This is a genomic window from Pseudomonas putida, assembly GCF_016406145.1.
GTDB classification, from domain to species: Bacteria; Pseudomonadota; Gammaproteobacteria; order Pseudomonadales; family Pseudomonadaceae; genus Aquipseudomonas; species Aquipseudomonas putida_E.
On sequence record NZ_CP066306.1, the window covers coordinates 5,298,229 to 5,322,362 of the forward strand.

At 61.5% G+C, this 24,134-nt stretch carries 19 protein-coding genes and 1 tRNA gene; 16 read left to right on the forward strand and 4 right to left on the reverse strand.

The features are described 5' to 3' along the window. Nucleotide 1: 1 nt before the first annotated feature. Genes JET17_RS24505 through JET17_RS24515 form a run of 3 tightly spaced genes read left to right on the forward strand, consistent with a single transcriptional unit; the run spans nt 2 to nt 4,009 of the window. Nucleotides 2–1,273 carry a YeaH/YhbH family protein gene (locus JET17_RS24505; protein ID WP_012316567.1) on the forward strand — a complete coding sequence of 424 codons (1,272 nt, stop codon included), beginning with the start codon at nt 2–4 and terminating at the stop codon, nt 1,271–1,273. Further along, a complete protein-coding gene (locus JET17_RS24510; RefSeq protein WP_012316568.1) occupies nt 1,270–2,838 on the forward strand; it encodes a SpoVR family protein in 1,569 nt (522 codons plus the stop codon). The genes JET17_RS24505 and JET17_RS24510 overlap by 4 nt, the downstream gene beginning before the upstream one ends. A gap of 58 nt (nt 2,839–2,896) precedes the next feature. Next, nucleotides 2,897–4,009, forward strand: a complete 1,113-nt coding sequence (locus JET17_RS24515) for a multifunctional CCA addition/repair protein (protein WP_012316569.1) — start codon at nt 2,897–2,899, stop codon at nt 4,007–4,009. A 59-nt stretch (nt 4,010–4,068) separates the two neighbouring features. Here the strand turns inward: JET17_RS24515 and folK are convergent, their stop codons facing one another. Both folK and folB read right to left on the reverse strand, forming a co-directional pair. Next, nucleotides 4,069–4,578, reverse strand: a complete 510-nt coding sequence (gene folK / locus JET17_RS24520; RefSeq protein WP_012316570.1) for a 2-amino-4-hydroxy-6-hydroxymethyldihydropteridine diphosphokinase — start codon at nt 4,576–4,578, stop codon at nt 4,069–4,071. Next, nucleotides 4,569–4,925, reverse strand: coding sequence for a dihydroneopterin aldolase (folB, locus tag JET17_RS24525; RefSeq protein ID WP_009682799.1), 357 nt, complete (start codon nt 4,923–4,925; stop codon nt 4,569–4,571). The genes folK and folB overlap by 10 nt, the downstream gene beginning before the upstream one ends. 74 nt (nt 4,926–4,999) lie before the next feature. Between folB and plsY the strand changes: the two genes are divergently transcribed. Beyond that, nucleotides 5,000–5,569, forward strand: coding sequence for a glycerol-3-phosphate 1-O-acyltransferase PlsY (plsY, locus tag JET17_RS24530; protein WP_012316571.1), 570 nt, complete (start codon nt 5,000–5,002; stop codon nt 5,567–5,569). A 16-nt stretch (nt 5,570–5,585) separates the two neighbouring features. Here plsY and tsaD read toward each other — a convergent pair whose 3' ends face one another. After that, entirely contained in the window at nt 5,586–6,611 is a 1,026-nt protein-coding gene (gene tsaD / locus JET17_RS24535) for a tRNA (adenosine(37)-N6)-threonylcarbamoyltransferase complex transferase subunit TsaD (RefSeq protein WP_012316572.1), read from the reverse strand. A gap of 204 nt (nt 6,612–6,815) precedes the next feature. Between tsaD and rpsU the strand changes: the two genes are divergently transcribed. From rpsU to JET17_RS24565, 6 genes are all read left to right on the forward strand, one after another. After that, a complete protein-coding gene (rpsU, locus tag JET17_RS24540) occupies nt 6,816–7,031 on the forward strand; it encodes a 30S ribosomal protein S21 (RefSeq protein ID WP_003255575.1) in 216 nt (71 codons plus the stop codon). A 300-nt stretch (nt 7,032–7,331) separates the two neighbouring features. Next, entirely contained in the window at nt 7,332–9,314 is a 1,983-nt protein-coding gene (gene dnaG / locus JET17_RS24545; protein ID WP_012316573.1) for a DNA primase, read from the forward strand. A 67-nt stretch (nt 9,315–9,381) separates the two neighbouring features. Further along, nucleotides 9,382–11,232: an RNA polymerase sigma factor RpoD gene (rpoD, locus tag JET17_RS24550; protein ID WP_012316574.1), complete on the forward strand. Its 1,851-nt coding sequence runs from the start codon at nt 9,382–9,384 to the stop codon at nt 11,230–11,232. A gap of 121 nt (nt 11,233–11,353) precedes the next feature. Further along, on the forward strand, nt 11,354–15,097 hold the full coding sequence (locus JET17_RS24555) for a bifunctional diguanylate cyclase/phosphodiesterase (RefSeq protein WP_012316575.1): 3,744 nt from the start codon (nt 11,354–11,356) through the stop codon (nt 15,095–15,097). A gap of 16 nt (nt 15,098–15,113) precedes the next feature. After that, nucleotides 15,114–15,190: transfer RNA gene (locus JET17_RS24560), tRNA-Ile, on the forward strand. Between the two features lie 264 nt (nt 15,191–15,454). Continuing rightward, the gene (locus tag JET17_RS24565; protein WP_012316576.1) at nt 15,455–16,594 is read left to right on the forward strand and encodes a Fic family protein; all 1,140 of its coding nucleotides are present in this window, start codon (nt 15,455–15,457) and stop codon (nt 16,592–16,594) included. 138 nt (nt 16,595–16,732) lie between these two features. Here the strand turns inward: JET17_RS24565 and JET17_RS24570 are convergent, their stop codons facing one another. Beyond that, nucleotides 16,733–17,272: a serine acetyltransferase gene (locus JET17_RS24570; RefSeq protein WP_042111809.1), complete on the reverse strand. Its 540-nt coding sequence runs from the start codon at nt 17,270–17,272 to the stop codon at nt 16,733–16,735. Between the two features lie 124 nt (nt 17,273–17,396). Between JET17_RS24570 and JET17_RS24575 the strand changes: the two genes are divergently transcribed. The 6 genes from JET17_RS24575 to pqqB all read left to right on the forward strand — a co-directional run bounded on the left by JET17_RS24575 (nt 17,397) and on the right by pqqB (nt 24,130). Then, nucleotides 17,397–17,858 (forward strand): Lrp/AsnC family transcriptional regulator, encoded by a 462-nt coding sequence (locus tag JET17_RS24575; protein ID WP_012316578.1) that lies wholly within the window; start codon nt 17,397–17,399, stop codon nt 17,856–17,858. A gap of 190 nt (nt 17,859–18,048) precedes the next feature. Continuing rightward, nucleotides 18,049–19,731 (forward strand): flavin monoamine oxidase family protein, encoded by a 1,683-nt coding sequence (locus tag JET17_RS24580; protein ID WP_012316579.1) that lies wholly within the window; start codon nt 18,049–18,051, stop codon nt 19,729–19,731. A gap of 14 nt (nt 19,732–19,745) precedes the next feature. After that, the gene (locus tag JET17_RS24585) at nt 19,746–20,540 is read left to right on the forward strand and encodes a carbon-nitrogen hydrolase family protein (RefSeq protein ID WP_012316580.1); all 795 of its coding nucleotides are present in this window, start codon (nt 19,746–19,748) and stop codon (nt 20,538–20,540) included. Nucleotides 20,541–20,605: 65 nt separating this feature from the next. Continuing rightward, on the forward strand, nt 20,606–22,888 hold the full coding sequence (pqqF, locus tag JET17_RS24590; protein WP_012316581.1) for a pyrroloquinoline quinone biosynthesis protein PqqF: 2,283 nt from the start codon (nt 20,606–20,608) through the stop codon (nt 22,886–22,888). A gap of 169 nt (nt 22,889–23,057) precedes the next feature. Continuing rightward, nucleotides 23,058–23,129: a pyrroloquinoline quinone precursor peptide PqqA gene (gene pqqA, locus JET17_RS24595; RefSeq protein ID WP_008365141.1), complete on the forward strand. Its 72-nt coding sequence runs from the start codon at nt 23,058–23,060 to the stop codon at nt 23,127–23,129. Between the two features lie 89 nt (nt 23,130–23,218). Continuing rightward, nucleotides 23,219–24,130, forward strand: a complete 912-nt coding sequence (gene pqqB, locus JET17_RS24600) for a pyrroloquinoline quinone biosynthesis protein PqqB (protein ID WP_012316582.1) — start codon at nt 23,219–23,221, stop codon at nt 24,128–24,130. Nucleotides 24,131–24,134 lie beyond the last annotated feature (4 nt).

A 24,134-nucleotide genomic window follows, 5' to 3' on the forward strand; every position in this document is an offset into this window, starting at 1 on the left:
CATGAGCTACGTTATCGACCGACGCCTGAACGGCAAGAACAAAAGCACGGTCAATCGCCAGCGTTTCTTGCGGCGCTACCGTGAACACATCAAGAAAGCCGTCGAAGAAGCCGTAAGCCGTCGCTCCATCATGGACATGGAGCACGGCGAGCAGATCAGCATCCCGGGACGCGACATCGACGAACCGGTGTTGCACCATGGCCGCGGCGGCAAGCAGACCATCGTACATCCGGGCAACAAGGAGTTCACCGCTGGCGAACACATCGCCCGGCCTCAGGGCGGTGGCGGCGGTGGTGGCCGCGGCAAGGCAGGCAACTCCGGCGAGGGCATGGACGACTTCGTCTTCCAGATCACCCAGGAAGAGTTCCTCGAGTTCATGTTCGAAGACCTCGAACTGCCCAACCTGGTCAAACGCCACCTGACCGGTGCCGACACCTTCAAGACCGTGCGCGCCGGTATCGCCAACGAAGGCAACCCGTCACGCATCAATATCGTGCGCACCCTTCGCTCGGCCCATGCCCGGCGTATCGCCTTGACCGGCAGCAGCCGTGCACTGCTTCGCGAGGCGCAGAAGGAACTGGCCCGGTTGAAAGTCGAGGAACCCGACAACTTCACCGACATCCAGGAGGTCGAGCAAGAGATCGAGCGGCTCAAGGCCCGTATCAACCGCCTTCCGTTCCTGGACACCTTCGACCTTAAGTACAACCTGCTGGTCAAGCAGCCCAACCCCAGTTCCAAGGCAGTGATGTTCTGCCTGATGGACGTGTCCGGCTCGATGACCCAGGCTACCAAGGACATCGCCAAGCGGTTCTTCATCCTGTTGTACCTGTTCCTCAAGCGCAACTACGACCGCATCGAGGTGGTGTTCATACGCCACCACACCAGTGCCCGCGAAGTGGACGAAGAAGAGTTCTTCTATTCCCGCGAGACCGGCGGCACCATCGTTTCCAGTGCACTCAAGATGATGCAGGAGATCATGGCCGAACGTTACCCGGCCAGCGACTGGAACATTTATGCCGCCCAGGCTTCCGACGGCGACAACTGGAACGACGACTCGCCCATCTGCCGGGAGATCCTTTCCAAACAAATCATGCCGCACGTGCAGTACTACACTTACGTGGAGATCACCCCCCGCGAGCATCAGGCGCTGTGGTACGAATACGAGCGTATCGGCGAGGCTTTCCCCGACACGTTCGCCCAGCAGCAGTTGGTTTCGGCCGGTGACATTTACCCGGTCTTCCGTGAACTCTTCCAGCGCAGGTTAGCCACATGACCGCCAGAGCACAGAGACGCCAACCCATTTCCACCGGGTCCGAGTGGACGTTCGAGCTGATCCAGACCTACGATCGTGAAATCGGCCGTCTGGCCGAACGTTATGCCCTGGACACCTACCCCAATCAGATCGAAGTGATCACTGCCGAGCAGATGATGGACGCGTATGCTTCCGTCGGCATGCCGCTGGGCTATCACCACTGGTCCTACGGTAAACAGTTCCTCAGCACCGAGAAGTCTTACAGCCGCGGCCAGATGGGCCTGGCATACGAAATCGTGATCAACTCCGATCCGTGCATCGCCTACCTGATGGAAGAAAACACCATGTGCATGCAGGCACTGGTGATTGCCCACGCCTGCTATGGTCACAACAGTTTCTTCAAAGGCAATTACCTGTTCCGCACATGGACCGACGCCAGTTCGATCATCGACTATCTGGTGTTCGCCAAGCAGTACATTGCCCAGTGCGAAGAGCGCCACGGCATCGATGCAGTCGAAGACCTGATCGACTCCTGCCACGCCTTGATGAACTACGGCGTAGACCGCTACAAACGCCCCTACCCGATCTCCGCCGAAGAGGAGCGGCGCCGCCAGAAGGAGCGAGAGGAGCACCTGCAACGCCAGATCAACGACCTGTGGCGCACCATTCCCAAAGGCGCGGAGAAAGGCGGCGACCGCGATGATGCGCGCTTCCCCGCCGAACCGCAGGAAAACATCCTATATTTCATCGAAAAACACGCCCCGCTGCTCGAGCCTTGGCAGCGCGAAGTGGTGCGTATCGTGCGCAAGATCGCGCAGTACTTCTACCCTCAACGCCAGACACAGGTCATGAACGAAGGGTGGGCGACCTTCTGGCACTACACCTTGATGAACGACCTTTACGACGAGGGTCTGGTCACCGACGGTTTCATCATGGAATTTCTTCAGTCGCACACCAGCGTGGTGTTCCAGCCCGGCTTCGACAGCCCTTACTACAGCGGCATCAACCCCTATGCCCTGGGTTTCGCCATGTACACCGACATCCGCCGCATGTGCGAAAACCCTACCGAGGAAGATCGCCGCTGGTTCCCGGACATTGCCGGCAGTGACTGGCTGTCGACCATCAAGTTCGCCATGAGCAGCTTCAAGGATGAGAGCTTCATCCTGCAGTACCTGTCTCCCAAGGTGATCCGCGATCTCAAGCTGTTCAGCATCCTCGATGACGACCAGCGCGACGACCTGCTGGTGCCGGCGATCCATGACGAAGCTGGCTACCGGGCGATACGCGAGCAACTCGCGGCCCAGTACAACCTGGGCAACCGCGAACCCAACGTACAGATCTGGAGCATAGACCGCCGCGGCGACCGGTCCCTGACCTTGCGTCACCAGCAACACAACCGCAAACCGCTGGGTGACTCCACTGAAGAGGTGCTCAAGCACCTGCACCGCTTGTGGGGCTTCGACATCCACCTGGAAACCGTGCAAGGCGATCAAGTGGTCAAGACCCATCACATGCCACCGCGTGGCGAGCATGGCGAAGCCGGCGACTATGGCCGTATGGACCTGGCCGTCATCCATCACCTCTAGCCTACACACCACCATTGCTGCCGACAGGGTATCCTGTGGGCAGTAATGGAGGCTGTACATGCAAATCTACAAAGTCGGCGGCGCCGTGCGCGACCGCCTGCTCGGGCGCCCGGTCAGTGATATCGATTGGCTGGTGGTGGGTGCTAGCGTCGAAGAAATGCACGCCAAGGGCTTTCGCCCGGTCGGCGCTGACTTCCCGGTTTTCCTGCACCCCAAGACGGGCGAGGAATATGCCTTGGCGCGTACCGAGCGCAAGAGTGGGCGCGGCTATGGCGGTTTTACCTTCCACGCCAGCCCCGAGGTGACTCTCGAAGAAGACCTGATCCGTCGCGACCTCACCATCAATGCCATGGCAGAGGATGATCAGGGTAACGTTCTGGACCCCTTTCACGGTCGGGCTGATCTTGAGCAACGCCTTCTGCGCCATGTTTCCCCGGCATTCGCCGAAGACCCCTTGCGCGTACTGCGGGTTGCCCGCTTTGCCGCGCGCTATGCCCCGCTAGGGTTCAGGGTCGCCGATGAAACACTGGAGCTGATGAAGCAGATCGCGGCTTCTGGCGAACTGCAGGCGCTGACGGCTGAACGCAGCTGGAAAGAGATCGAGCGCGCACTGATGGAAGACGAGCCACAGGTGTTCATCAACGTGCTGAGCGACTGCGCAGCACTAAAACAATTGATGCCTGAGCTTGAGGGAGATGCGGCTGCGCTGGCTGCACTGACGCAAGCAGCCGAACATCATCAGCCACTGCACATTCGCTGGGCCTGCCTGCTGCATAACCTGAAGCCAGCCTCAATCAAGGCGCTCAACCAGCGCTTCAAGGCGCCGCGTGAATGCCAGGAACTGGCCATGCTGGTGGGTGAATGCGCCAGCAACGGCCACAGGGCCTTGCAGCTGGAGCCTGAAGACATGCTGGCATTGCTTCAGAAGTTCGATGTGTATCGGCGACCACAACGCTTCGAGGATTTCATTTCCGTGTGCCAGATGGTTGCCCGAGGAAGCGGACAGGCTTATCCACAGGCGGATTACCTGCGCGCAGCGGCAGCGGCCGCCAGGGCGGTAGAGGCAAAGCCCCTGGTGGAAGCAGGGCTGACCGGGCAGGCATTGGGGGAGGCGCTGAGGCATCAGCGCCTGGAGGCACTGAAGGCCTACAAGGCCAATGCAGAAAACTGATCGCTCAACTGCTCGTACCTGCCCGCGAAGGGGCCGGTACGTGCAGCGCTGCCCCCGGCTCAGACGCTGGTAAGCTGCAACCCGCGCCATTCAAACGCAACCGGCGCCAGCACCTGGTCGATATTTGCCTCCTGCCACAACCGGGCCATGCTCTTACCCTCTCCCGGGTGCACCAGCTCAGGCGCCAGCAATGCCAACGGCCATAGCACGAACGCGTTCTTCAGAATCTCGGCCCTGGGCAGCGCCAGCCCATCGAACGTGCCATGCAGATCGTCATACATCAGCACATCGATATCCAGCGGCAGGCCCTTGCGGTCAGGCGCATAGCGGCCATTGTCGGCCTCGATGAACTTGAGCCGGCGGTCCAGCTCCATCAACCCAAGGTCCGTCTTGCCCGTCACCACGAAATTGATGAATGGACCGCTCTTGATCCCCACAGCCTGGCTTTCGAACGCCGGAGAACAACGCATGTCGCAGAGGATCGCCGCCAATGCATCGAGCCCGGCGCACAGGTGCGCATGGCGATCGATGTTGCTGCCCAGGCCCAGGTAAACCGTGCTCAGAGACATCCGCGCTCGATCTCCACACCAACACCGCCACGGGCCGCTGGGACCGCGCCCGGCTTGGTCAGCTTGAGCCGCACCCAGGGGATGTGGAACTCTTCCATCAGGGCCGCGACCAGCCGCTCGGCGAACGTCTCAACCAGCTCGAAACGCGCCTGCTCGGCAAAGGCCTGGATACGCGCCGAAACACTGGCATAGTCCAGAGCCAGGTTCAGATCATCGCCGGCCGCTGCCGGGCGATTGTCCCAGGCGAAACTCAGGTCCAGGCGCAGGCACTGGCGAATATCCCGTTCCCAGTCATAGGCACCGATGACGGTATCGACTTCCAGGCCTTCGATGAACACTCTGTCCAAGCACTTCTCTCCACAGCACGACAAGGGCGACTGGCGCCGTTAGAATCAGGGCGTCCTCGCCCGGAATAGTTAGCATGTTTTGGTTACTGGCGCTGCTCGCCTACCTGCTCGGCTCGCTGTCCTTCGCCATCGTCCTCAGCCGCCTCTCGGGCAGCCCGGACCCGCGCTCCTGCGGTTCGGGCAATGCCGGCGCCACCAACATGCTACGCCTGGCGGGCCGCAAAATGGCGATCCTGACCCTGCTTGGCGACCTGTGCAAGGGCTTGCTGCCCGTAATGCTGGCACGCCTGGCCGGGCTAGACCTGCAAGAGCAGGCCTGGGTAGGCGTCTGCGCGGTGCTCGGCCACCTGTTCCCAGTGTACTTCCGCTTCCAGGGCGGCAAGGGCGTGGCCACGGCGGCCGGCATGCTCATGGGCCTGTACTTCCCCGCCGCGCTACTGGCCATCGCCGCCTGGCTGCTGACGTTCTACCTCACCCGCACCAGCTCGCTGGCCGCGCTGATTGCCACACCGCTGACCCTGCCACTGCTGGCCTGGCGTGAGCCAGCGGCCCTGCTGCCGATCAGCGTGCTGACCGTGATGATCGTCTGGCGCCACCGCAATAACCTGCGCGATCTGTTCGCCGGGCGCGAACGCCACTTCTGACGCACACGCAGGCAGCTTACAACGGTGGCAACTGCTCCATCGGCCAGCGCGCCTGCACGCTGATCGCCAGGTCCTGCTGCTGCCCGGCCAACAACCGCTGGCAACCGGCATAGGCGATCATCGCGCCATTGTCGGTACAGAACTGGGGACGGGCGTAGTACACATTGCCTTTGATACTGCCGAGCATGTCCTCGAGGGACGCACGCAATGCCTTGTTGGCGCTCACGCCACCGGCAATCACCAGACGCTTGAGGCCGGTCTGCTTCAGTGCGCGCTTGCACTTGATGGTCAGAGTCTCCACCACAGCCTGCTGGAACGCCAGGGACACGTCGCAACGGGTTTGCTCGTTGTCGTCGCCAGCATCGCGGCACTGCTGCCAGGTGTTCAGGGCAAAGGTCTTGAGGCCACTGAAGCTGAACGCCAGGCCCGGACGGTCGGTCATCGGCCGCGGGAACACAAAGCGCCCCGGTACGCCCCGTTCGGCCAGACGAGCGATTTCCGGGCCACCCGGGTAATTGAGGCCGATCAGCTTGGCAGTCTTGTCGAACGCTTCGCCAGCAGCGTCATCCAGGCTCTCGCCCAACAACTCGTACTGGCCGATGCCATCGACGCGAACCAGTTGGGTATGCCCCCCTGACACCAACAAAGCGACGAACGGAAACTGCGGTGGATTTTCCTCAAGCATGGGCGCCAACAGATGGCCTTCCATATGATGCACGCCGATCGCCGGAATATCCCATGCGAAAGCCAGAGCCTGGGCGCAGGAAGCCCCCACCAGCAGCGCTCCGACCAGGCCAGGGCCTGCGGTGTAGGCAATGGCGTCGATCTCGGTGGCCACGCAGCCCGCCTCGTCCAGCACCTGGCGGATCAGGGGCAGCATGCGCTTGACGTGGTCCCGCGAGGCAAGCTCGGGTACCACCCCGCCAAACACGCGGTGCAGGTCGATCTGGCTGAACAGCGCGTCGGCCAACAAACCGCGTTCGCTGTCGTATAATGCGACGCCGGTTTCGTCGCAGGATGTTTCCAATCCCAGTACTAGCATGGGCTCGTCCCTTGTGGGGGCTGATTTCGAAGCCGCGCATGATAGTCCCCGTGCCGGGTGCCGACCAGCGGTTTTCGATCAGAGGCTTTGCATTCCGGCTTGCTAAGGGTTAACATCCGCAACCCTTGAAAACCGACGTTCTCCAGCACACCTTTGTTTTGCCAGGAGCACGTCTACCCCGGTAATGAATTAAGGTAGCCCTGGATGCCAGCCGTCAAAGTTAAAGAGAACGAACCCTTCGACGTAGCTCTGCGTCGTTTCAAGCGCTCCTGCGAAAAAGCCGGTGTACTGGCTGAAGTTCGTAGCCGCGAGTTTTACGAGAAGCCGACCGCCGAGCGTAAGCGTAAAGCAGCTGCTGCTGTTAAGCGTCACGCCAAGAAAGTTCAGCGCGAACAGCGCCGCGCCGTTCGTCTGTACTAATACAGTACAGCCGTTCTACGCAAAGCTTCTGCCCTGCCCGGCTCACCGCCGGGCCGATGGCAGCGGTTTGTTTCAACCTTGAGCAGCTAGCTCAAGGCGTCCATCGCAACTTGCAATGGGCAAAGCGCATCAAAACGTCAGAGCTGGTTTCGACCAGTCGTGCACGTCCTCACTGACGAGCCCCTGGTTAACCTGGAGGCTACCGACGAGCACACATTCCCTCGCACATCCCCTAGCAGCTCTTGCCCCTAACGGCGCGCTAGCGATTAGACTTGCCAGTTGCCAGATGACGAGACTGCCATGGCCGGGCTGATTCCCCAAAGCTTCATTGACGACCTGATCAACCGCCTCGACATCGTCGACGTGGTAAGTTCGCGTGTCCAGCTGAAAAAGGCCGGCAAGAATTACTCCGCCTGCTGCCCGTTCCACAAAGAGAAAACCCCGTCCTTCACGGTCAGCCCGGACAAGCAGTTCTACTACTGCTTCGGTTGCGGCGCAGGCGGCAACGCCCTGGGTTTCGTCATGGACCACGACAACCTGGACTTTCCCCAGGCCGTCGAGGAACTGGCCCGCGCCGCAGGCATGGAAGTACCACGCGAGGAAGGCCGGCGCGGCCAGAAGCCGCGACAACCTACAGACTCGCCGCTTTACCCGCTGCTGGATGCAGCCTCGGAATTCTACCGCCAGGCCCTGCGCAGCCACCCCACCCGCAAGGCAGCGGTGGATTACCTCAAGGGCCGCGGCCTGTCGGGCGAGATTGCCCGCGACTTCGGCCTGGGGTTCGCACCACCTGGCTGGGACAACCTGCTCAAGCACCTCGGCGCGGACACCCTGCAACAGAAGGTGATGATCGACGCCGGCCTGCTGATCGAAAACGCCGAAAGCGGCAAGCGCTACGACCGCTTCCGCGACCGGGTGATGTTCCCGATACGCGACAGCCGCGGGCGCATCATCGCCTTCGGCGGCCGCGTTCTGGGCGACGACAAGCCCAAGTACCTCAACTCCCCGGAGACCCCGGTATTCCATAAGGGCCAGGAACTTTACGGGCTGTATGAGGCGCGCAAGCACAACCGCAACCTCGACGAGATCATCGTCGTCGAGGGCTACATGGATGTCATCGCCCTGGCCCAGCAAGGCCTGCGCAACGCCGTAGCCACACTCGGCACCGCCACCAGCGAAGAACACCTCAAGCGCTTGTTTCGCGTGGTGCCCAGCGTACTGTTCTGCTTCGACGGCGACCAGGCCGGGCGCAAGGCCGCCTGGCGCGCCCTGGAGTCGACCCTCTCGGCACTGCAGGACGGGCGCCGCGCGCGCTTCCTGTTCCTGCCCGAAGGCGAGGACCCGGACAGCCTGGTGCGCGCAGAAGGCACCGATGCCTTCATGGCGCGCATCAACCAGCACGCCCAGCCGCTGGCCGACTATTTCTTCGAGCAACTGAGCGTCGAGGCCGACCCGCGCTCGCTTGAAGGCAAGGCGCACATGGCGACCCTCGCTGCACCGTTGATCGAAAAAATTCCCGGCGCCAACCTGCGTCAGTTGATGCGCAACCGCCTGAAGGAAATTACCGGCCTCGATCCACAGCAGGTCGAGCAGTTGGCCCAGCAGGCACCTGCCGCCAACAGCGTGCCGGACTATGATCCTGGCTACGACTACGACGCCATGGCTAGCTACACCCCCGACTATGGCGACATGCCGCAACACGACTACGCCCCGGCGCAGCAGGAGCAGCAGTGGAAGCCGAACAAGGGGGGCGGCAAGAAGCCGTGGAGCGACAAGCCCTGGGACAAGAACCGCAAAGCAGGCAAGCCGTGGCAGCAGCGTGATGAAGCGCCACCACGCACGCCAGCACCGGTGGAACCCCCGACCCTGGCGGCCTTGCGCACGCTGCTGCACCACCCGCTGCTGGCCGGCAAAGTCGAGGACGCCAGCCACTTTGCCGACGAAGAGCACCTCTACAGCCAGTTGCTGGTGGCGCTGATCGAGGCCGCGCAGAAAAATCCTGGGCTAAGCTCAATGCAGCTGATCGCACGCTGGCACGGGACTGAACAGGGCCGCTTGCTGCGAGCCCTGGCAGAAAAGGAATGGCTGATCGTGGCCGACAACCTTGAACAACAGTTTTTCGACACTATAACTAGCTTGTCCGCCCGCCAACGCGAGCGCAGCCTGGAACATCTGCTCAGGAAAGCACGTCAAAGCGAGTTGAGCAGTGAGGAAAAATCTCAGCTTCTCGCCCTGCTGAGCCGGAATGTTCCCGCACAAACGCCGACCTCATCTGGCGCGTGAGGCCCATGCTCGGGTATAATCCTCGGCTTGTTTTTTGCCCGCCAAGACCTTCAGTGGATAGGGTGTTATGTCCGGAAAAGCGCAACAGCAGTCTCGTATCAAAGAGTTGATCACCCGCGGTCGTGAGCAGGGCTACCTGACTTACGCGGAGGTCAACGACCACCTGCCTGAGGATATTTCAGATCCTGAACAGGTGGAAGACATCATCCGCATGATCAACGACATGGGGATCAACGTATTCGAGAGTGCTCCGGATGCGGATGCCCTTCTGTTGGCGGAAGCCGACACCGACGAAGCCGCGGCCGAAGAAGCCGCTGCTGCGTTGGCGGCCGTTGAAACCGATATCGGCCGCACGACCGACCCTGTGCGCATGTATATGCGCGAAATGGGTACTGTCGAGCTCCTGACCCGCGAAGGCGAAATCGAAATCGCCAAGCGTATCGAGGAAGGCATCCGTGAAGTGATGGGCGCTATTGCCCACTTCCCGGGCACAGTTGACTACATCCTCGGTGAATACGACCGCGTCACCACCGAAGGTGGCCGCCTGTCCGATGTTCTCAGCGGTTACATCGACCCTGACGACAATATTGCCGCTCCGACCGAAGAGGTGCCGATCCCTGGCGCCAAGGCCGCAGCCGCGAAGGAAGAGGCCGACGACGAGGAAGAAAGCGACGATAGCAGTGACGATGAGGAAGAGACCGAAAGCGGTCCGGACCCAGTCGTTGCAGCCCAGCGTTTCGGCGCGGTGTCGGATCAGCTCGCCATCACCCTCAAGGTGCTGAAAAAGCATGGCCGCAGCCACGCCGAGAGCATCGGTGCAATGCAGGCCCTGGCCGATCTGTTCATGCCGATCAAGCTGGTGCCCAAGCAGTTCGACGTACTGGTAGAGCGCGTTCGCGATGCCCTGGCCCGCCTGCGTCAGCAAGAGCGTGCCATCATGCAACTGTGCGTGCGTGATGCGCGCATGCCGCGTGCCGACTTCCTGCGCCTGTTCCCGAGCAACGAGACCGACCAGACCTGGAGCGGTGACCTGGCCAAGCGCAACACCAAATGGGCTGCTGCCCTGGGTGAAAAGGACGCCGCCATCGTCGCCTGCCAGCAAAAGTTGATCGACCTTGAGACCGAGACCGGCCTGACCGTTGCCGAGATCAAGGACATCAACCGCCGCATGTCCATCGGTGAGGCCAAGGCCCGCCGCGCCAAGAAAGAAATGGTCGAGGCGAACCTGCGTCTGGTGATCTCCATCGCCAAGAAGTACACCAACCGCGGCCTGCAGTTCCTCGACCTGATTCAGGAAGGCAACATCGGCCTGATGAAAGCGGTGGACAAGTTCGAATACCGTCGCGGTTACAAGTTCTCGACCTACGCCACCTGGTGGATTCGTCAGGCGATTACCCGCTCGATCGCCGACCAGGCACGCACCATCCGTATCCCGGTGCACATGATCGAGACGATCAACAAGCTCAACCGCATTTCCCGGCAGATGCTGCAGGAAATGGGTCGCGAACCGACCCCGGAAGAGCTCGGTGAGCGCATGGAGATGCCTGAGGACAAAATCCGCAAGGTCCTGAAGATCGCCAAAGAGCCGATCTCCATGGAAACCCCGATCGGTGACGATGAAGATTCGCACCTGGGCGATTTCATCGAGGACTCGACCATGCAGTCCCCGATCGACGTGGCCACGGTCGAAAGCCTCAAGGAAGCGACCCGCGACGTGCTTTCGGGCCTGACCGCACGCGAAGCCAAGGTGCTGCGCATGCGTTTCGGTATCGACATGAACACCGACCACACCCTCGAAGAAGTGGGCAAGCAGTTCGACGTGACCCGTGAACGGATCCGTCAGATCGAAGCGAAGGCGTTGCGCAAATTGCGCCACCCGACGCGCAGCGAGCACCTGCGATCTTTCCTCGACGAGTGATGACGAACCCCGGCCCAGGCCGGGGTTTTTCTTATGTGACAAAAGGTCGTGGCAAGTAGCTACCCTTAGCGGCGATTGCCCGTCTACACTCGAGTTCAGACCACCTGAATGCGAGGCTGCCATGCCGCCAATGCCGGCCATTCTGTTGCTGCTCCTGATCCTGTGGAACACAACGGCCGGCGCCCTGACCCTGACAGACGAGGAAAAAACCTGGCTCACTGCCCACCCGCAGTTGAAGCTGGGCGTCGACGCCTCCTGGCCACCGTTCGAATTTCGTGACCAGGAAGGCCGGTACCAGGGATTGGCCGCCGATTACATCGCCATGCTCCAGGACCGTCTGGGCGTGGCATTCAAGCCGGTCGAACCCAGCACCTGGACCGAGGTACTTGAACAGGCGCGCGAAAGCCGCATCGACCTTTTACCCGGCGTCATGTCAACCCCCGAACGCCAAGGCTACCTGGCTTTCACGCGCCCTTATCTGGACTTCCCCATCGTCATCCTGGCCCATGAAGGCGGCCAGCAACCCCGCACACTGAAGGACCTGTACGGCCTGAAAATCGCTGTGGTGGAGAATTACGCTCCACACGAACTGCTGCGTACCCACCATCCAGATCTCAACCTGGTCGCCATGCCCAATGTCAGCTCGACCTTGCAGGCACTGGCCACCGATGAGGTGGATGCCGTAGTCGGTGATCTCGCCTCGAGCATCTGGAGCCTGCGCCAGCTCAAGCTGGACGGCCTTTATGTCAGCGGCGAAACGCCCTATCGCTATCAGCTGGCCATGGCCGCACCGCGCGACAAGAAGGTTCTGGTCGGCATCCTCGACAAGGTCATGGCCGACATGTCGACTGACGAGATCAGGCAGATCCAGCAACGCTGGGTCGGCAATGTGGTCGATCAACGCACCTTCTGGCACGACATGCTCATGTACGGCCTGCCCGGCGTCCTTTTGCTGATCGCCATCCTGGCCGTGGTGATCCGCATCAACCGCCGCCTCAGCTCGGAAATATCCAGGCGCATCGCACTGGAACAGGAACTGCGCAGCAGCGAGTACCACTATCGTGGGCTGATCGAAAGCCTCTCAGCCATCGCCTGGGAAGCTGACGCCAATGATTTCACCTATAGCTACGTCTCACCCCATGCCGAAGACCTGCTTGGCTACCCCTTGCACGAATGGCTCAAACCAGGCTTCTGGCGCACCATTTTGCACCCGGAGGATGCACTCTGGGCCCAAGCCTACTGCGAAAGCGAAACAGCAGCCGGGCGCGACCATAGCCTCGATTACAGGGTGATGCGTGCCGATGGCCATTCACTCTGGGTACGTAATATCGTCAGCATGATCGAGCATGGCCACCGCCCGGTGATGCGCGGCCTGATGATCGACATCAGCGAAACCAAGCGTACCGAAGACGCCTTGCGCCTGTCGGAGCAGAAGTTCGCTTCGGTATTCCAGCAATGCCCCGACATCCTGTTGATTGCACGCCACAGTGATGGGTGCCTGCTAGAGGTCAACGAAGCTTTCGAGGAGCAGATCGGTCTGACCCCGGGTCAAGTAGTGGGCCGCACCGCCACAGAGCTGAACCTGTGGGGCGCCCAAGGCGCCGGGCCCTTGTTGCTCGAGCGCCTGCACCAAGGAGGTATCCGCAACCTGGAAATGAGCTTCCGGCGCAGCAATGGCGAATTATTCACAGGCCTGACCTCTGCCGAAACCTTCGAGCTGGATGGAACGCTGGCCTTCGTAGTCGCGGTTCGCGACATCAGCCAGCTGAAAGAAACCCAGCAGCAACTGCAAACCTCCGAAGAGAAATTTGCCAAAGCCTTCCACGCGTCTCCGGACGGCCTGCTGCTGTCGCGCCAGAGCGATGGCTTGCTAATCGAGGTCAACGAGGGTTTCTGCAGACTGACCGGCTACGACCTCGACCCTGCCCTGGACCAGACGTCTTTCGACCTGGGTATCTGGGTCGACCTCAATGAACGTAAACGCCTGATCGCTCAACTCGCCCGCGATGGTTTCGTGCGTGATTTCAGCTGCCATATCCGCCGCAGCGACGGGCAGATTCGCCTTTGCGAGCTGTCCGCACGGCCACTGCCGATTGCCGGCGTCGACTGCATGCTGACCATCGCCCGCGACATCACCGAGCGCCATCTGATGCAGGAAAAACTGCAACTGGCCGCCACCGTGTTCGAAAACACCGCCGAAGGCGTTCTGATCACCGATATCGACCAGCGCATCAGCGCGGTAAACCGTGCGTTCAGCGAAATCACCGGCTACAACGAGACCGAAGCCCTGGGCCAGACCCCGCGCCTGCTTGCCTCCGGCCAGCATGACAGCGCCTTCTACGCCGCCATGTGGCATCAGCTAACAGCCGAAGGCCATTGGCAGGGCGAGATCTACAACAAACGCAAAAATGGCGAACTTTACCCGGGCTGGCTGACTATCAGCGCTGTGCGCAATAGCGACCGCGAGATCACCCACTTTGTCGCCGTGTTCGCCGACATTTCCAGCCTCAAGCACGCTCAGGCCAAACTCGACTACCAGGCTCACCACGACCCGCTCACCGGCCTGCCCAACCGGGCGCTGTTCGAGAACCGCCTGCAGGCCGCGCTCATCTGCCCGCAAGCCTCCAACCGCCAAGGCGCGGTGCTGTTCCTTGACCTTGATCGCTTCAAGCACATCAACGACAGCCTTGGCCATCCGGTCGGCGACCTGCTACTCAAGGGCATCGCCCAGCGTCTCAAGGAGCAAGTGCGCGACGTCGATACCGTGGCGCGCCTGGGTGGCGACGAGTTCATCATCCTGCTGCCCGGCCTGCACAAACCCAGTGACGCCAGCGCCATCGCCAACAAACTGCTGTCATGCTTCAGCGCCCCCTTCCAGGCAGGCGAACACGAGTTTTTCACCAGCGCGAGTATCGGCATCAGTCTCTATCCCCAGGACGGTACCGACGTCGCCACGCTGATCCGCAACGCCGACGCCGCCATGTACCGCTCCAAGGCCAAAGGCCGCAACCGGGTCGAAGCCTACACCCGTGACCTCACCGCCCAGGCCAGCGAACGTATTGCCCTGGAGCACGAGCTGCGCCGCGCCATAGAACGCAACGAAATGAGCCTGTGCTACCAGCCCAAGTTCAGTCTCAAGACCCAGACCCTGGTTGGCGCCGAAGCACTGATACGTTGGAGCCACCCCGCCTTCGGCGAGGTGCCGCCAGAGCACTTCATCCACCTTGCCGAAGAGAATGGCACCATCCTGCAGCTCGGCGACTGGGTACTGGAGCAGGCCTGCCGGCAGATGCACCACTGGAAGAAGCACTACCAGGCCTTCGGCCCGCTGTCGATAAACCTCGCCGGTGCGCAGCTGCGCCATCATGGCCTGGCCAAGCGCATCGAGCAGTTGCTCAAGACCTACCAACTGAAGGCGGGCGACCTGCAGCTGGAAATTACCGAAAACTTCATCATGAGCCAGGCCGAAGAAGCCTTGGCCGTGCTGCACCAGCTAAAGCAACTGGGTGTGCAATTGGCGATCGATGATTTCGGCACCGGATACTCATCCCTGAGCTACCTCAAGCGCCTGCCACTGGACATCCTCAAGATCGACAAGTCGTTCATCCGCGGTTTGCCGGACGACCCGCACGATGCAGCCATCGCCCGCGCCATCATCGCGCTGGGGCGCAGCATGCAGTTGACCATCATTGCCGAAGGGGTGGAGAACCAGGCGCAGCAGCGGTTCCTGGCTGCCGAAGGTTGTGAACAGATCCAGGGCTATATCGTCAGCCTGCCGCTGCCACCAGATGATTTTGCAGCGGCGTTTCTTCGCATAGCACTAACCGATCTTTCGGATGGCACGCTTTCGAAACCCTCGTTATAATCCGGGCACTTACTGAGGGCCTATAGCTCAGTTGGTTAGAGCAGAGGACTCATAATCCTTTGGTCCACGGTTCGAGTCCGTGTGGGCCCACCACCTTCAAAACCGCGCATTGCGCGGTTTTTTCATGTCTGCAGGAAAACAACCGACCCTGCGGCCTAAAAGTAAAAATCCCCAAGATCGTCGCTTGCCTGCAGAGGAAGAACGCCTCCCGCCGCTGACAACACCACCACAAAAGATGCTTATATTCTGAGTTCCTGACACTAGTGGAGTTGGACAGGGAGCCGAATAGCCGGCATTATCGGCTCACCAAATGAGCCGAATAAGCTCGTTAATCGGCTCAAAAAAGAGCACCCCTCCATGAATGAACCGCTCTGGATCTGGCAGCACCCCAACTGGGCGCACTTTAGCTGGCAAGCCGATGCACTTGCCCCGCTGCTGCGCGCTTGCAGCCAGGCTCAGGGTCGCTTGCTCGGGATGCTGGGAGCTGTAAGTAGTGACACGCAAGTGCAGAGCAGCCTGGATGCCCTACTGCAGAATATCGTCACTTCATCCGCCATCGAGTGTGAGCAGCTGAATGTCGGCTCGGTGCGCTCGTCGCTGGCGCGGCGCCTGGGGCTGAACGAGGAAGGTCGCACCACCTCTCGATCCGAAGGCCTGGCGCAACTGCTGCTCGATGCCACCCGCGCCTATCAGCAGCCGCTCGTTCTGCAGCGGCTGTTCGCCTGGCATGCTTGGCTGTTCCCCAGCGATGACCACTTGATGGCCCGCCCGCTACGCGTCGGCATGCTGCGCGGCGAAGAGCCCATGCAGGTAGTTTCCGGTCGTCTCGAGCGCCCTACCGTACATTTCGAGGCCCCACCTCGCGCCGGGCTGGAAGCGCAACTGGACGACTTCTTTGCCTGGTTCCAGAGCAGCCGCAGCGATGCGAGCCTCGACCCATTCTTGCGTGCCGGCATTGCGCACTTCTGGTTCGTTACCCTGCACCCATTCGATGACGGCAATGGTCGTCTTACACGCGCCATCACCGACCTGGCTTTGGCTCAGGGCGAACAGCACGCTATCCGCTTTTACGCCATGTCGGCTAGCATCCTCGACGATCGTGCCGGCTATTACCGCATCCTGGAGGCCAGCCAGAAGGGCACGCTGGATATCACCGCCTGGCTGCAATGGTTCCTCGCAACGCTGCTCAAGAGTCTGGAGCAAGCCCTTGCTCGTATAGACCGCGTGCTGGCCAAGGCGCGCTTCTGGCAGGCTCACCGCAGCCAAGCTTTATCTGCCGAGCAGATCAAAGTGCTTAACCGCCTGCTCGATGGCGGCGAGAGAGGTTTCGAGAACGGCATCAGCGCCGCGCAATACCAGGCCGTGGCCAAGGTCTCGAAAGCCACCGCCACGCGCCACCTGAGCGATCTTGTCGAGAAGGGCTGCCTTGCCCGACTGCCCGGCGGCGGGCGCAGCACGCGCTACCAGCTACAGCACCCGGAAAACGCTCAAGGCTGACCTCGCAGCGACAAAACAGCGCAACGCGACACGATCCTGCCATTACGCCAGTTCGAGTCCGTGTGGACATCCGATACAAGAAAGCCGCGCGATTGCGCGGCTTTCTTCATTTTCAGGCTCTCAAGAATCCTGCCGTGTCTACATGTTCCGCTGGCGCGGGTTGTAGAAGGTGCTATCGGGAGGAATGTCCCGGGTCACAAGAGACATGGCCCCAATGACCACGTTGTTGCCGATGCTGATATGGTCAGCAACGATGCAGCTATTGGCACCGAGGCTGACGTTCTCGCCTATGCACAGCGAGTAATGGTCCAGGCCAAGGGTCTTGATCCCGACCGAGCAATTCTGCCGTATGAAAAAGTTACGCCCGATGCTTGCGTGGCGGGTGATCACCACACCTGGCAGATGGGCGATACGAAGGCCGGGAGCTATTTGCGCGCCGATGTCGATGTCCACGGCGTACTTGAGGTTGAGCCGCTGCTGCATGCCGCGGGCATATCGCCTGCTCAGGCCGCCGCGACCATCGAGGTACTGCGCCAGGCGATAGGCGAAAAGAAAGCGCAGCTTGTTGTCCTTGCGCGCTCGACGCAGCACGTTGAAGAACAAGCTGATACGGCGTCCGGGCTTTTTCTTGTTGGAGACCTCCTGTCGCCAGCATTCCAGCAAGGTTTCGAAATTCACGACGTGGGCCCACTTGGATCAGCCACCCATGATGCCGCAATCAAGTCAGCCACGCATCAGCACTTTGTCTTGCCCTGGTCGCTGCAGCCTGGCTAGGCTTGCAAGCCCACTGTAGAGACTCGCCATGTCGAATCCCCGCCAGATCGCCCTCGATGACATCGATCACCAACTGATCGCCCTGCTGCAGATCAATGCCCGCGAAAGCGTTGCCACCCTTGCCCGCCACCTGGGTATCGCTCGCACTACCGTCAACTCGCGCCTGGCGCGCCTGGAGAAGGGAAAAGTCATCACCGGATATGGCGTACGCCTGGGCCAGCGCCTGGCCGATGGTGGCTTGCAAGCCTATGTCGGGATCAAGGTGCAACCGCGCTCTGGCAAGGAGGTCGTGCGGCGCCTGGCTGCCATGGGGCAAGTGCAGCAATTGTGCGCGGTCAGCGGCGAGTTCGATTACGTAGCATGGCTGCGCAGCGATTCGCCAGAACAACTGGACCAGTTGCTGGACCAGATTGGCAGCGTAGAAGGCGTGGAGAAGACCACCACCTCGATCATCCTCAGCAGCAAAGTGGACCGCGGCCAGCCCGTCTAAATGGCAGCGGTGCAGCTGCCAAGCATCCATCGTCAAAAGTATTGATATACATGTCGTTATGACAAATAAAACGCCAATACGACGACGCTTTGCATCTTAATTACGAACACCCGTCGCCCTAAAATGACCACCAGGCATCTCCTATACTCAGGCTCCGCCCCTGCGCAGCCGCTCTGGCAAGGTCACTGCAATGAACAAGAAAAACCGCCACCCGGCCGACGGCAAGAAACCCATCACCATCTTCGGCCCGGACTTCCCGTTCGGCTTCGACGACTGGCTGGAACACCCAGCTGGTCTGGGCAGCATTCCGGCTGATCGCCACGGTGAGGAAGTCGCTATCGTCGGTGCCGGCATCGCAGGCCTGGTGGCGGCCTACGAGCTGATGAAGCTGGGGCTCAAGCCTGTGGTGTATGAGGCCTCGAAAATGGGAGGCCGACTGCGCTCCCAGGCCTTCAATGGCACCGACGGGGTCATCGCCGAGCTCGGTGGCATGCGCTTTCCGGTGTCCTCCACCGCCTTCTACCACTATGTGGACAAGCTGGGCCTGGAAACCAAGCCCTTCCCCAACCCGCTGACACCGGCATCCGGCAGCACGGTGATCGACCTGGAAGGCCAGACCTACTACGCCGAAAAAGTCAGCGATTTGCCCAAACTGTTCCACGAGGTGGCCGATGCCTGGGCCGACGCGCTGGAAAGCGGCGCGCAGTTCGCCGATATCCAGCAGGCGATCCGCGATCGCGATGTTCCGCGCCTCAAAGCGCTGTGGAACAAGCTGGTGCCGCTGTGGGACGACCGCACCTTCTACGACTTCGTCGCAACCTCGCGCTCGTTCGCCCAACTGAGCTTCCAGCACCGTGAGGTGTTCGGCCAGGTCGGCTTCGGCACAGGCGGCTGGGACTCGGACTTCCCCAACTCGATGCTGGAAATCTTCCGTGTGGTGATGACCAACTGCGACGACCACCAGCACCTGATCGTCGGCGGCGTGGAGCAGGTACCGCAAGGCATCTGGCGCCATGTACCGGAGCGCTGCGCCCACTGGCCCGAGGGCACCAGCCTGAGCGCGCTGCATGGCGGCGCACCGCGCACCGGGGTAAAGCGCATCGCCCGCGCAGCCGACGGGCGCCTGGCCGTCACCGACAACTGGGGCGACACTCGCCACTACGGCGCCGTGCTCGCCACCTGCCAGAGCTGGTTGCTGACCACCCAGATCGACTGTGAAGAGTCACTGTTCTCGCAAAAGATGTGGATGGCCCTGGACCGCACCCGCTACATGCAGTCGTCGAAGACTTTCGTCATGGTCGATCGGCCGTTCTGGAAGGACAAAGACCCGCAAACCGGCCGCGACCTGATGAGCATGACCCTCACTGATCGGCTGACGCGCGGCACCTACCTGTTCGACAACGGCGACGACAAGCCAGGCGTGATCTGCCTGTCCTACGCCTGGATGAGCGACGCCCTGAAGATGCTCCCGCACCCAGTGGAAAAACGCGTGCAACTGGCCCTGGATGCACTGAAGAAGATCTACCCCAAGACCGATATCGCCGGGCATATCATCGGCGATCCGATCACCATTTCCTGGGAGGCCGACCCGCACTTCCTCGGTGCCTTCAAGGGCGCACTGCCTGGCCACTATCGCTACAACCAACGGATGTACGCGCACTTCATGCAGCAGGACATGCCAATGGAGCAGCGCGGGATGTTCATTGCCGGCGATGACGTGTCCTGGACCCCGGCCTGGGTCGAGGGGGCAGTGCAGACTTCGCTGAATGCGGTGTGGGGTATCATGAACCACTTCGGTGGCCAGACCCATCCGGACAACCCAGGCCCAGGCGACGTGTTCGACGAGATCGGGCCAATCGCCCTGGCAGACTGAGACAAGGAGGCAGCATGCGCATCGCTCTGTTCCAGGGCAAACCCAACCCGCTGGACGTGCCCGGCAACCTGCAACGGCTGCGCCACCAGGCGCAGTTGGCGGCCGAGCGCGGCGCGCAGTTGCTGGTGTGTCCGGAGATGTTCCTGAGCGGCTACAACATCGGATTGGCACAGGTAGAACGCCTGGCAGAGGCCGATGATGGCCCGTCGGCCATGGAGGTGGTGGAAATCGCCCAAGCGCATCGCATCGCCATCGTCTACGGCTACCCCGAGCGCACTGACGATGGCGCGATCTACAACAGCGTGCAACTGATCGACGCCCATGGCCGCAGCCTGTGCAATTACCGCAAGACGCACCTGTTTGGTGAGCTGGACCGCTCCATGTTCAGCCCCGGTGCCGATCACTTTCCGGTGGTCGAGCTGGAGGGCTGGAAGGTGGGGTTGCTGATCTGCTACGACATCGAGTTTCCGGAGAATGCCCGGCGCCTGGCGCTGGACGGCGCTGAGCTGATCCTGGTGCCGACCGCAAACATGACACCGTATGATTTTGTCTGCCAGGTGACGGTGCGCTCCCGGGCCCAGGAAAACCAGTGTTACCTGGTGTATGCCAACTATTGCGGGGCCGAGGGCGATATCCAGTACTGCGGTCAGAGCAGCATCATCGGGCCGGATGGCAGCCTGCTGGCCATGGCCGGTCGGGATGAGTGCCAGTTGCTGGCGGAACTGCAGCATGAACAGGTGGTGCAGGGGCGCCAAGCGTTTCCTTACCTCGTAGATCTGCGCCAAGAATTGCATCTGCGGCGGGGCTGAGAGGGGCCTGAGTCGGTGCTCAGGCCAACTAATTTGTTAGCATGAGTGCTTACCCCGGAGCCCCCATGCCTGATGCCACTCGCCACCTCAGATTAGCCAACGGCCTGCAGCTCACCCTGCGCCACGCCCCGCGGCTCAAGCGCTCGGCTGCGGCGCTGAGGGTCCACGCGGGCAGCCACGATGCCCCGGCAAAATGGCCAGGGCTCGCGCACTTTCTCGAGCATCTGTTCTTCCTGGGCACCCCTCGATTTGCCCTGGATGACGGCCTGATGCGCTACGTCCAGACCCTCGGCGGGCAGGTCAACGCCAGCACCCGCGAACGCACCACCGATTTCTTCTTTGAAGTCCCGCCCGCAGCCTTGGCCGGCGGGCTGGAGCGCCTTTGCCAGATGCTCGCCGAACCCGACCTGGGTAGCGAACGCCAGCGCCGCGAGCGTGAAGTGATCCATGCCGAATTCATCGCCTGGTCGCGCAACCCTAAGGCCCAGAAAGATTTTGCCCTGCTGCAATCAGTGTCGGCTGGCCATCCGCTAGGCGGTTTTCATGCTGGCAACCGGTATACCCTGGCGTTGCAGGATCCTGCCTTTCAGCGGGCTCTCACAGATTTCCATCAACGCTACTACCACGGTGGCCAGATCACCTTGAGCCTGTGTGGGCCGCAGCCACTGGATGAGCTCGAACAGCTTGGCAGGCAATACGCTGGTTTGTTTGCCTTCGGCGAACGCACGCCCCAAACGCCGCCACCTGCCCTGTCGAACACGAACACAGCCCTGGTATTCACCCATGAAAACCTGCCCCCTGGTGGCGAACGAGCATTGGAGTTGCTGATTGCCGGCTTGAACGACAGCAGGCCGGGCACCTGGCTGGATGCACTGCGCCAGCGCAGCTGGCTGCAATCTTTCAAGGCTGAAATGCTGTATGCCTTCGCCGGGCAGATGCTCTGGCACATCGAGCTCGAACTCAGCGCAGACGCCTGTGCAGAGGAAGTACACGCCCTGCTGCACGGATGGTTCGGCTTCATCCGGCAATCCGATCCGGCGCACCTGAACGCCGAATTCGACCTTCTGCAACAGAGCCGCGAACGCAACGCCAGCCCCCTCGAGTTGGCCCGCCGTGACAGCGCAGGCCAGCCATTGGCGGCACTTGATGCACAAGCACTCTGCGCACTTCAGGCACTGCTCGAAGGCCTGCCATCGCGCAAGCATGGGCAATGGCAGTTGCCAGCACCCGAGCCTTTGCTGTTTACCGGCTTGCCCCCCACGCAGGCGCCTCAATTGCCTGCAGCGCTGACGGTCAGTGACCAACTGCCGGCGGCACGCCAATACGGGGCAGTTCACCTGCGCTGGCAAGTGCCTTCGGCCCTGCGCCAGGGCTTGCACGCCGTGCTCGAACGCGCCCTGCAGCCGCTACAGGCGCGATGCGAGCGTGCCGCGTTGCAACTGCAGTTCAGTGCCGCAGGCGACTATTGGCAGCTGCGTTGCACTGGCCTGCCCGCAGCGGTCACGAGGGCCGTCGAACTCGCGATGGCGTGCTTGCGTTCGCCCGCTGACTGGGAGCCTGCGACACAACAGCCCCCCTTGCTGATCCCGATCAGGGCCCTGCTCAACCAACTGCCAGATGCACTCACCGGCGCAGCACCAAAGCCCGAACCAACCCGCGCGCTCAATCAACAGGCGCTCGACGATGCATGGCAGCACAGCCGATGGCATGGCCTGGCTGTGGGGTTCGACGCAACCGCCCTGCAAGCCCTGAGCGCAGCATTGCAAGGCTGCCCCGGGCAGTTCGGCATGCCGGTACCGCCGCCCGACTGGCAGGGCCGCCGCTGGCATCACGCCAAAGTGCCGGGCAGCGAACCCGCACTGTTGCTTTTTTGCCCCATGCCTGCCCATCAGCAAGCCTGCGGCCGGCTTCTCGCCCAGTTGCTGCAAGGGCCCGTGTACCAAAGGCTACGGGTGGAATTGCAGCTGGGTTACGCCGTGTTCAGTACCTTTCGTCAGGTCGAGGGCATCGGCGGGCTGCTGTTCGGCGTGCAATCGCCCCATGCCACCCACGCCGAGATCCTCGGTCACCTGCTCGCCCTCCTGCGCCAAGGTGTACGTCTCGACGCTGCTGCACGCCAAGGGTTGGCGGAGCAGTTCGACGAACGAGCCATGGCCAACGCGGAGCTTGCCGATTGGGCATGGCAGACACACTTGGCTACACTACCCGACGATCTGCCCGCGTTACGCGTGGCTATCCTGAAGACGCAACAGGCGCATCTGGACGATTTGCTGGGCCGCTTGCTCGCAGCCGATTCACCCTTGCTCTGCCTGGCCAATGGGCCTGCGACAGAGGGGGCCTGGCACTGATCCGGCGTCAATTGTTACGTATACCGCAAGGGCGCTTTTCGAAGAATTAACCTTTCGGTACAAGATTTTCTTGTAAGATAACGCTATCTCAGCCGCCGGAACCTTCGGCGCGAGGCGACGCCAAACAAATAGCTGAACCCTCTACCCTAACCCGGAAGGAGCAAAAACCATGTGGACCAAACCTGCATACACTGACCTGCGTATCGGCTTCGAAGTGACCATGTACTTCGCCAGCCGCTAAGCATTGCCTGCGTTTCAACGCCTCGGCCAGCCGGGGCGTTGTCGTTTTTTCGGCTACGGTTCTTCGGACAGTTCGGATAGAGAGCAACCATGTACATCCAGATTCTCGGTTCCGCCGCCGGCGGTGGCTTCCCGCAGTGGAACTGCAACTGCGCCAACTGCAAGGGCTATCGCGATGGCAGCCTGCGCGCCACCGCACGCACCCAGTCGTCGATAGCCTTGTCCGATGACGGTGTGCACTGGATCCTGTGCAACGCCTCACCCGACATCCGTGCCCAACTGCAGGCCTTCGCGCCAATGCAGCCGGCCCGCGCCCTGCGCGACACCGGCATCAACGCAATCGTCCTGCTCGACAGTCAGATCGACCACACCACCGGCCTGCTCAGCCTGCGCGAAGGCTGCCCGCATCAGGTCTGGTGTACCGACATGGTCCATCAGGACCTCACCACCGGCTTCCCGCTGTTCAACATGCTCAGCCACTGGAACGGTGGCCTGCAGTGGAACCTCATCGAGCTCGAGGGCAGCTTTGTCATCCCGGCCTGCCCCAACCTCAGGTTCACTCCGTTCCCACTGCGCAGCGCCGCACCGCCTTACTCCCCGCACCGCTTCGACCCACATCCGGGCGACAATCTGGGGCTGCTGGTGGAAGACATCCGCACCGGCGGCAAACTGTTCTACGCGCCCGGGCTGGGCCAGGTCGACGACAAGCTGCTGGCAATGATGCACGGCGCTGACTGCCTGCTGGTCGACGGCACGCTGTGGGAGGATGATGAAATGCAGCGCCGCGGGGTCGGTACCCGTACTGGCCGCGAAATGGGTCACCTGGCGCAGAACGGCCCCGGCGGCATGCTCGAAGTGCTGGACGGTTTCCCACGCCAGCGCAAGGTACTTATCCACATCAACAACACCAACCCGATTCTGGACGAAGACTCCCCCGAACGCGCCGAGGTCCAGCGCCGAGGGGTGGAAGTCGCCTTCGACGGCATGAGCATCGAGTTGTAAGGAG

Excerpts from the sequence above, each read along its gene's own strand:
- plsY (WP_012316571.1), top strand. The coding sequence starts at position 5,000 with ATGTTTTGGTTACTGGCGCTGCTCGCCTACCTGCTCGGCTCGCTGTCC.
- JET17_RS24585 (WP_012316580.1), top strand. The coding sequence starts at position 19,746 with ATGCGCATCGCTCTGTTCCAGGGCAAACCCAACCCGCTGGACGTGCCC.
- JET17_RS24515 (WP_012316569.1), top strand. The coding sequence starts at position 2,897 with ATGCAAATCTACAAAGTCGGCGGCGCCGTGCGCGACCGCCTGCTCGGG.
- rpsU (WP_003255575.1), top strand. The coding sequence starts at position 6,816 with ATGCCAGCCGTCAAAGTTAAAGAGAACGAACCCTTCGACGTAGCTCTG.
- JET17_RS24510 (WP_012316568.1), top strand. The coding sequence starts at position 1,270 with ATGACCGCCAGAGCACAGAGACGCCAACCCATTTCCACCGGGTCCGAG.
- JET17_RS24565 (WP_012316576.1), top strand. The coding sequence starts at position 15,455 with ATGAATGAACCGCTCTGGATCTGGCAGCACCCCAACTGGGCGCACTTT.
- JET17_RS24575 (WP_012316578.1), top strand. The coding sequence starts at position 17,397 with ATGTCGAATCCCCGCCAGATCGCCCTCGATGACATCGATCACCAACTG.
- JET17_RS24505 (WP_012316567.1), top strand. The coding sequence starts at position 2 with ATGAGCTACGTTATCGACCGACGCCTGAACGGCAAGAACAAAAGCACG.
- pqqB (WP_012316582.1), top strand. The coding sequence starts at position 23,219 with ATGTACATCCAGATTCTCGGTTCCGCCGCCGGCGGTGGCTTCCCGCAG.
- folK (WP_012316570.1), bottom strand. The coding sequence starts at position 4,578 with ATGTCTCTGAGCACGGTTTACCTGGGCCTGGGCAGCAACATCGATCGC.
- pqqF (WP_012316581.1), top strand. The coding sequence starts at position 20,606 with ATGCCTGATGCCACTCGCCACCTCAGATTAGCCAACGGCCTGCAGCTC.
- rpoD (WP_012316574.1), top strand. The coding sequence starts at position 9,382 with ATGTCCGGAAAAGCGCAACAGCAGTCTCGTATCAAAGAGTTGATCACC.
- tsaD (WP_012316572.1), bottom strand. The coding sequence starts at position 6,611 with ATGCTAGTACTGGGATTGGAAACATCCTGCGACGAAACCGGCGTCGCA.
- JET17_RS24580 (WP_012316579.1), top strand. The coding sequence starts at position 18,049 with ATGAACAAGAAAAACCGCCACCCGGCCGACGGCAAGAAACCCATCACC.
- dnaG (WP_012316573.1), top strand. The coding sequence starts at position 7,332 with ATGGCCGGGCTGATTCCCCAAAGCTTCATTGACGACCTGATCAACCGC.
- JET17_RS24555 (WP_012316575.1), top strand. The coding sequence starts at position 11,354 with ATGCCGCCAATGCCGGCCATTCTGTTGCTGCTCCTGATCCTGTGGAAC.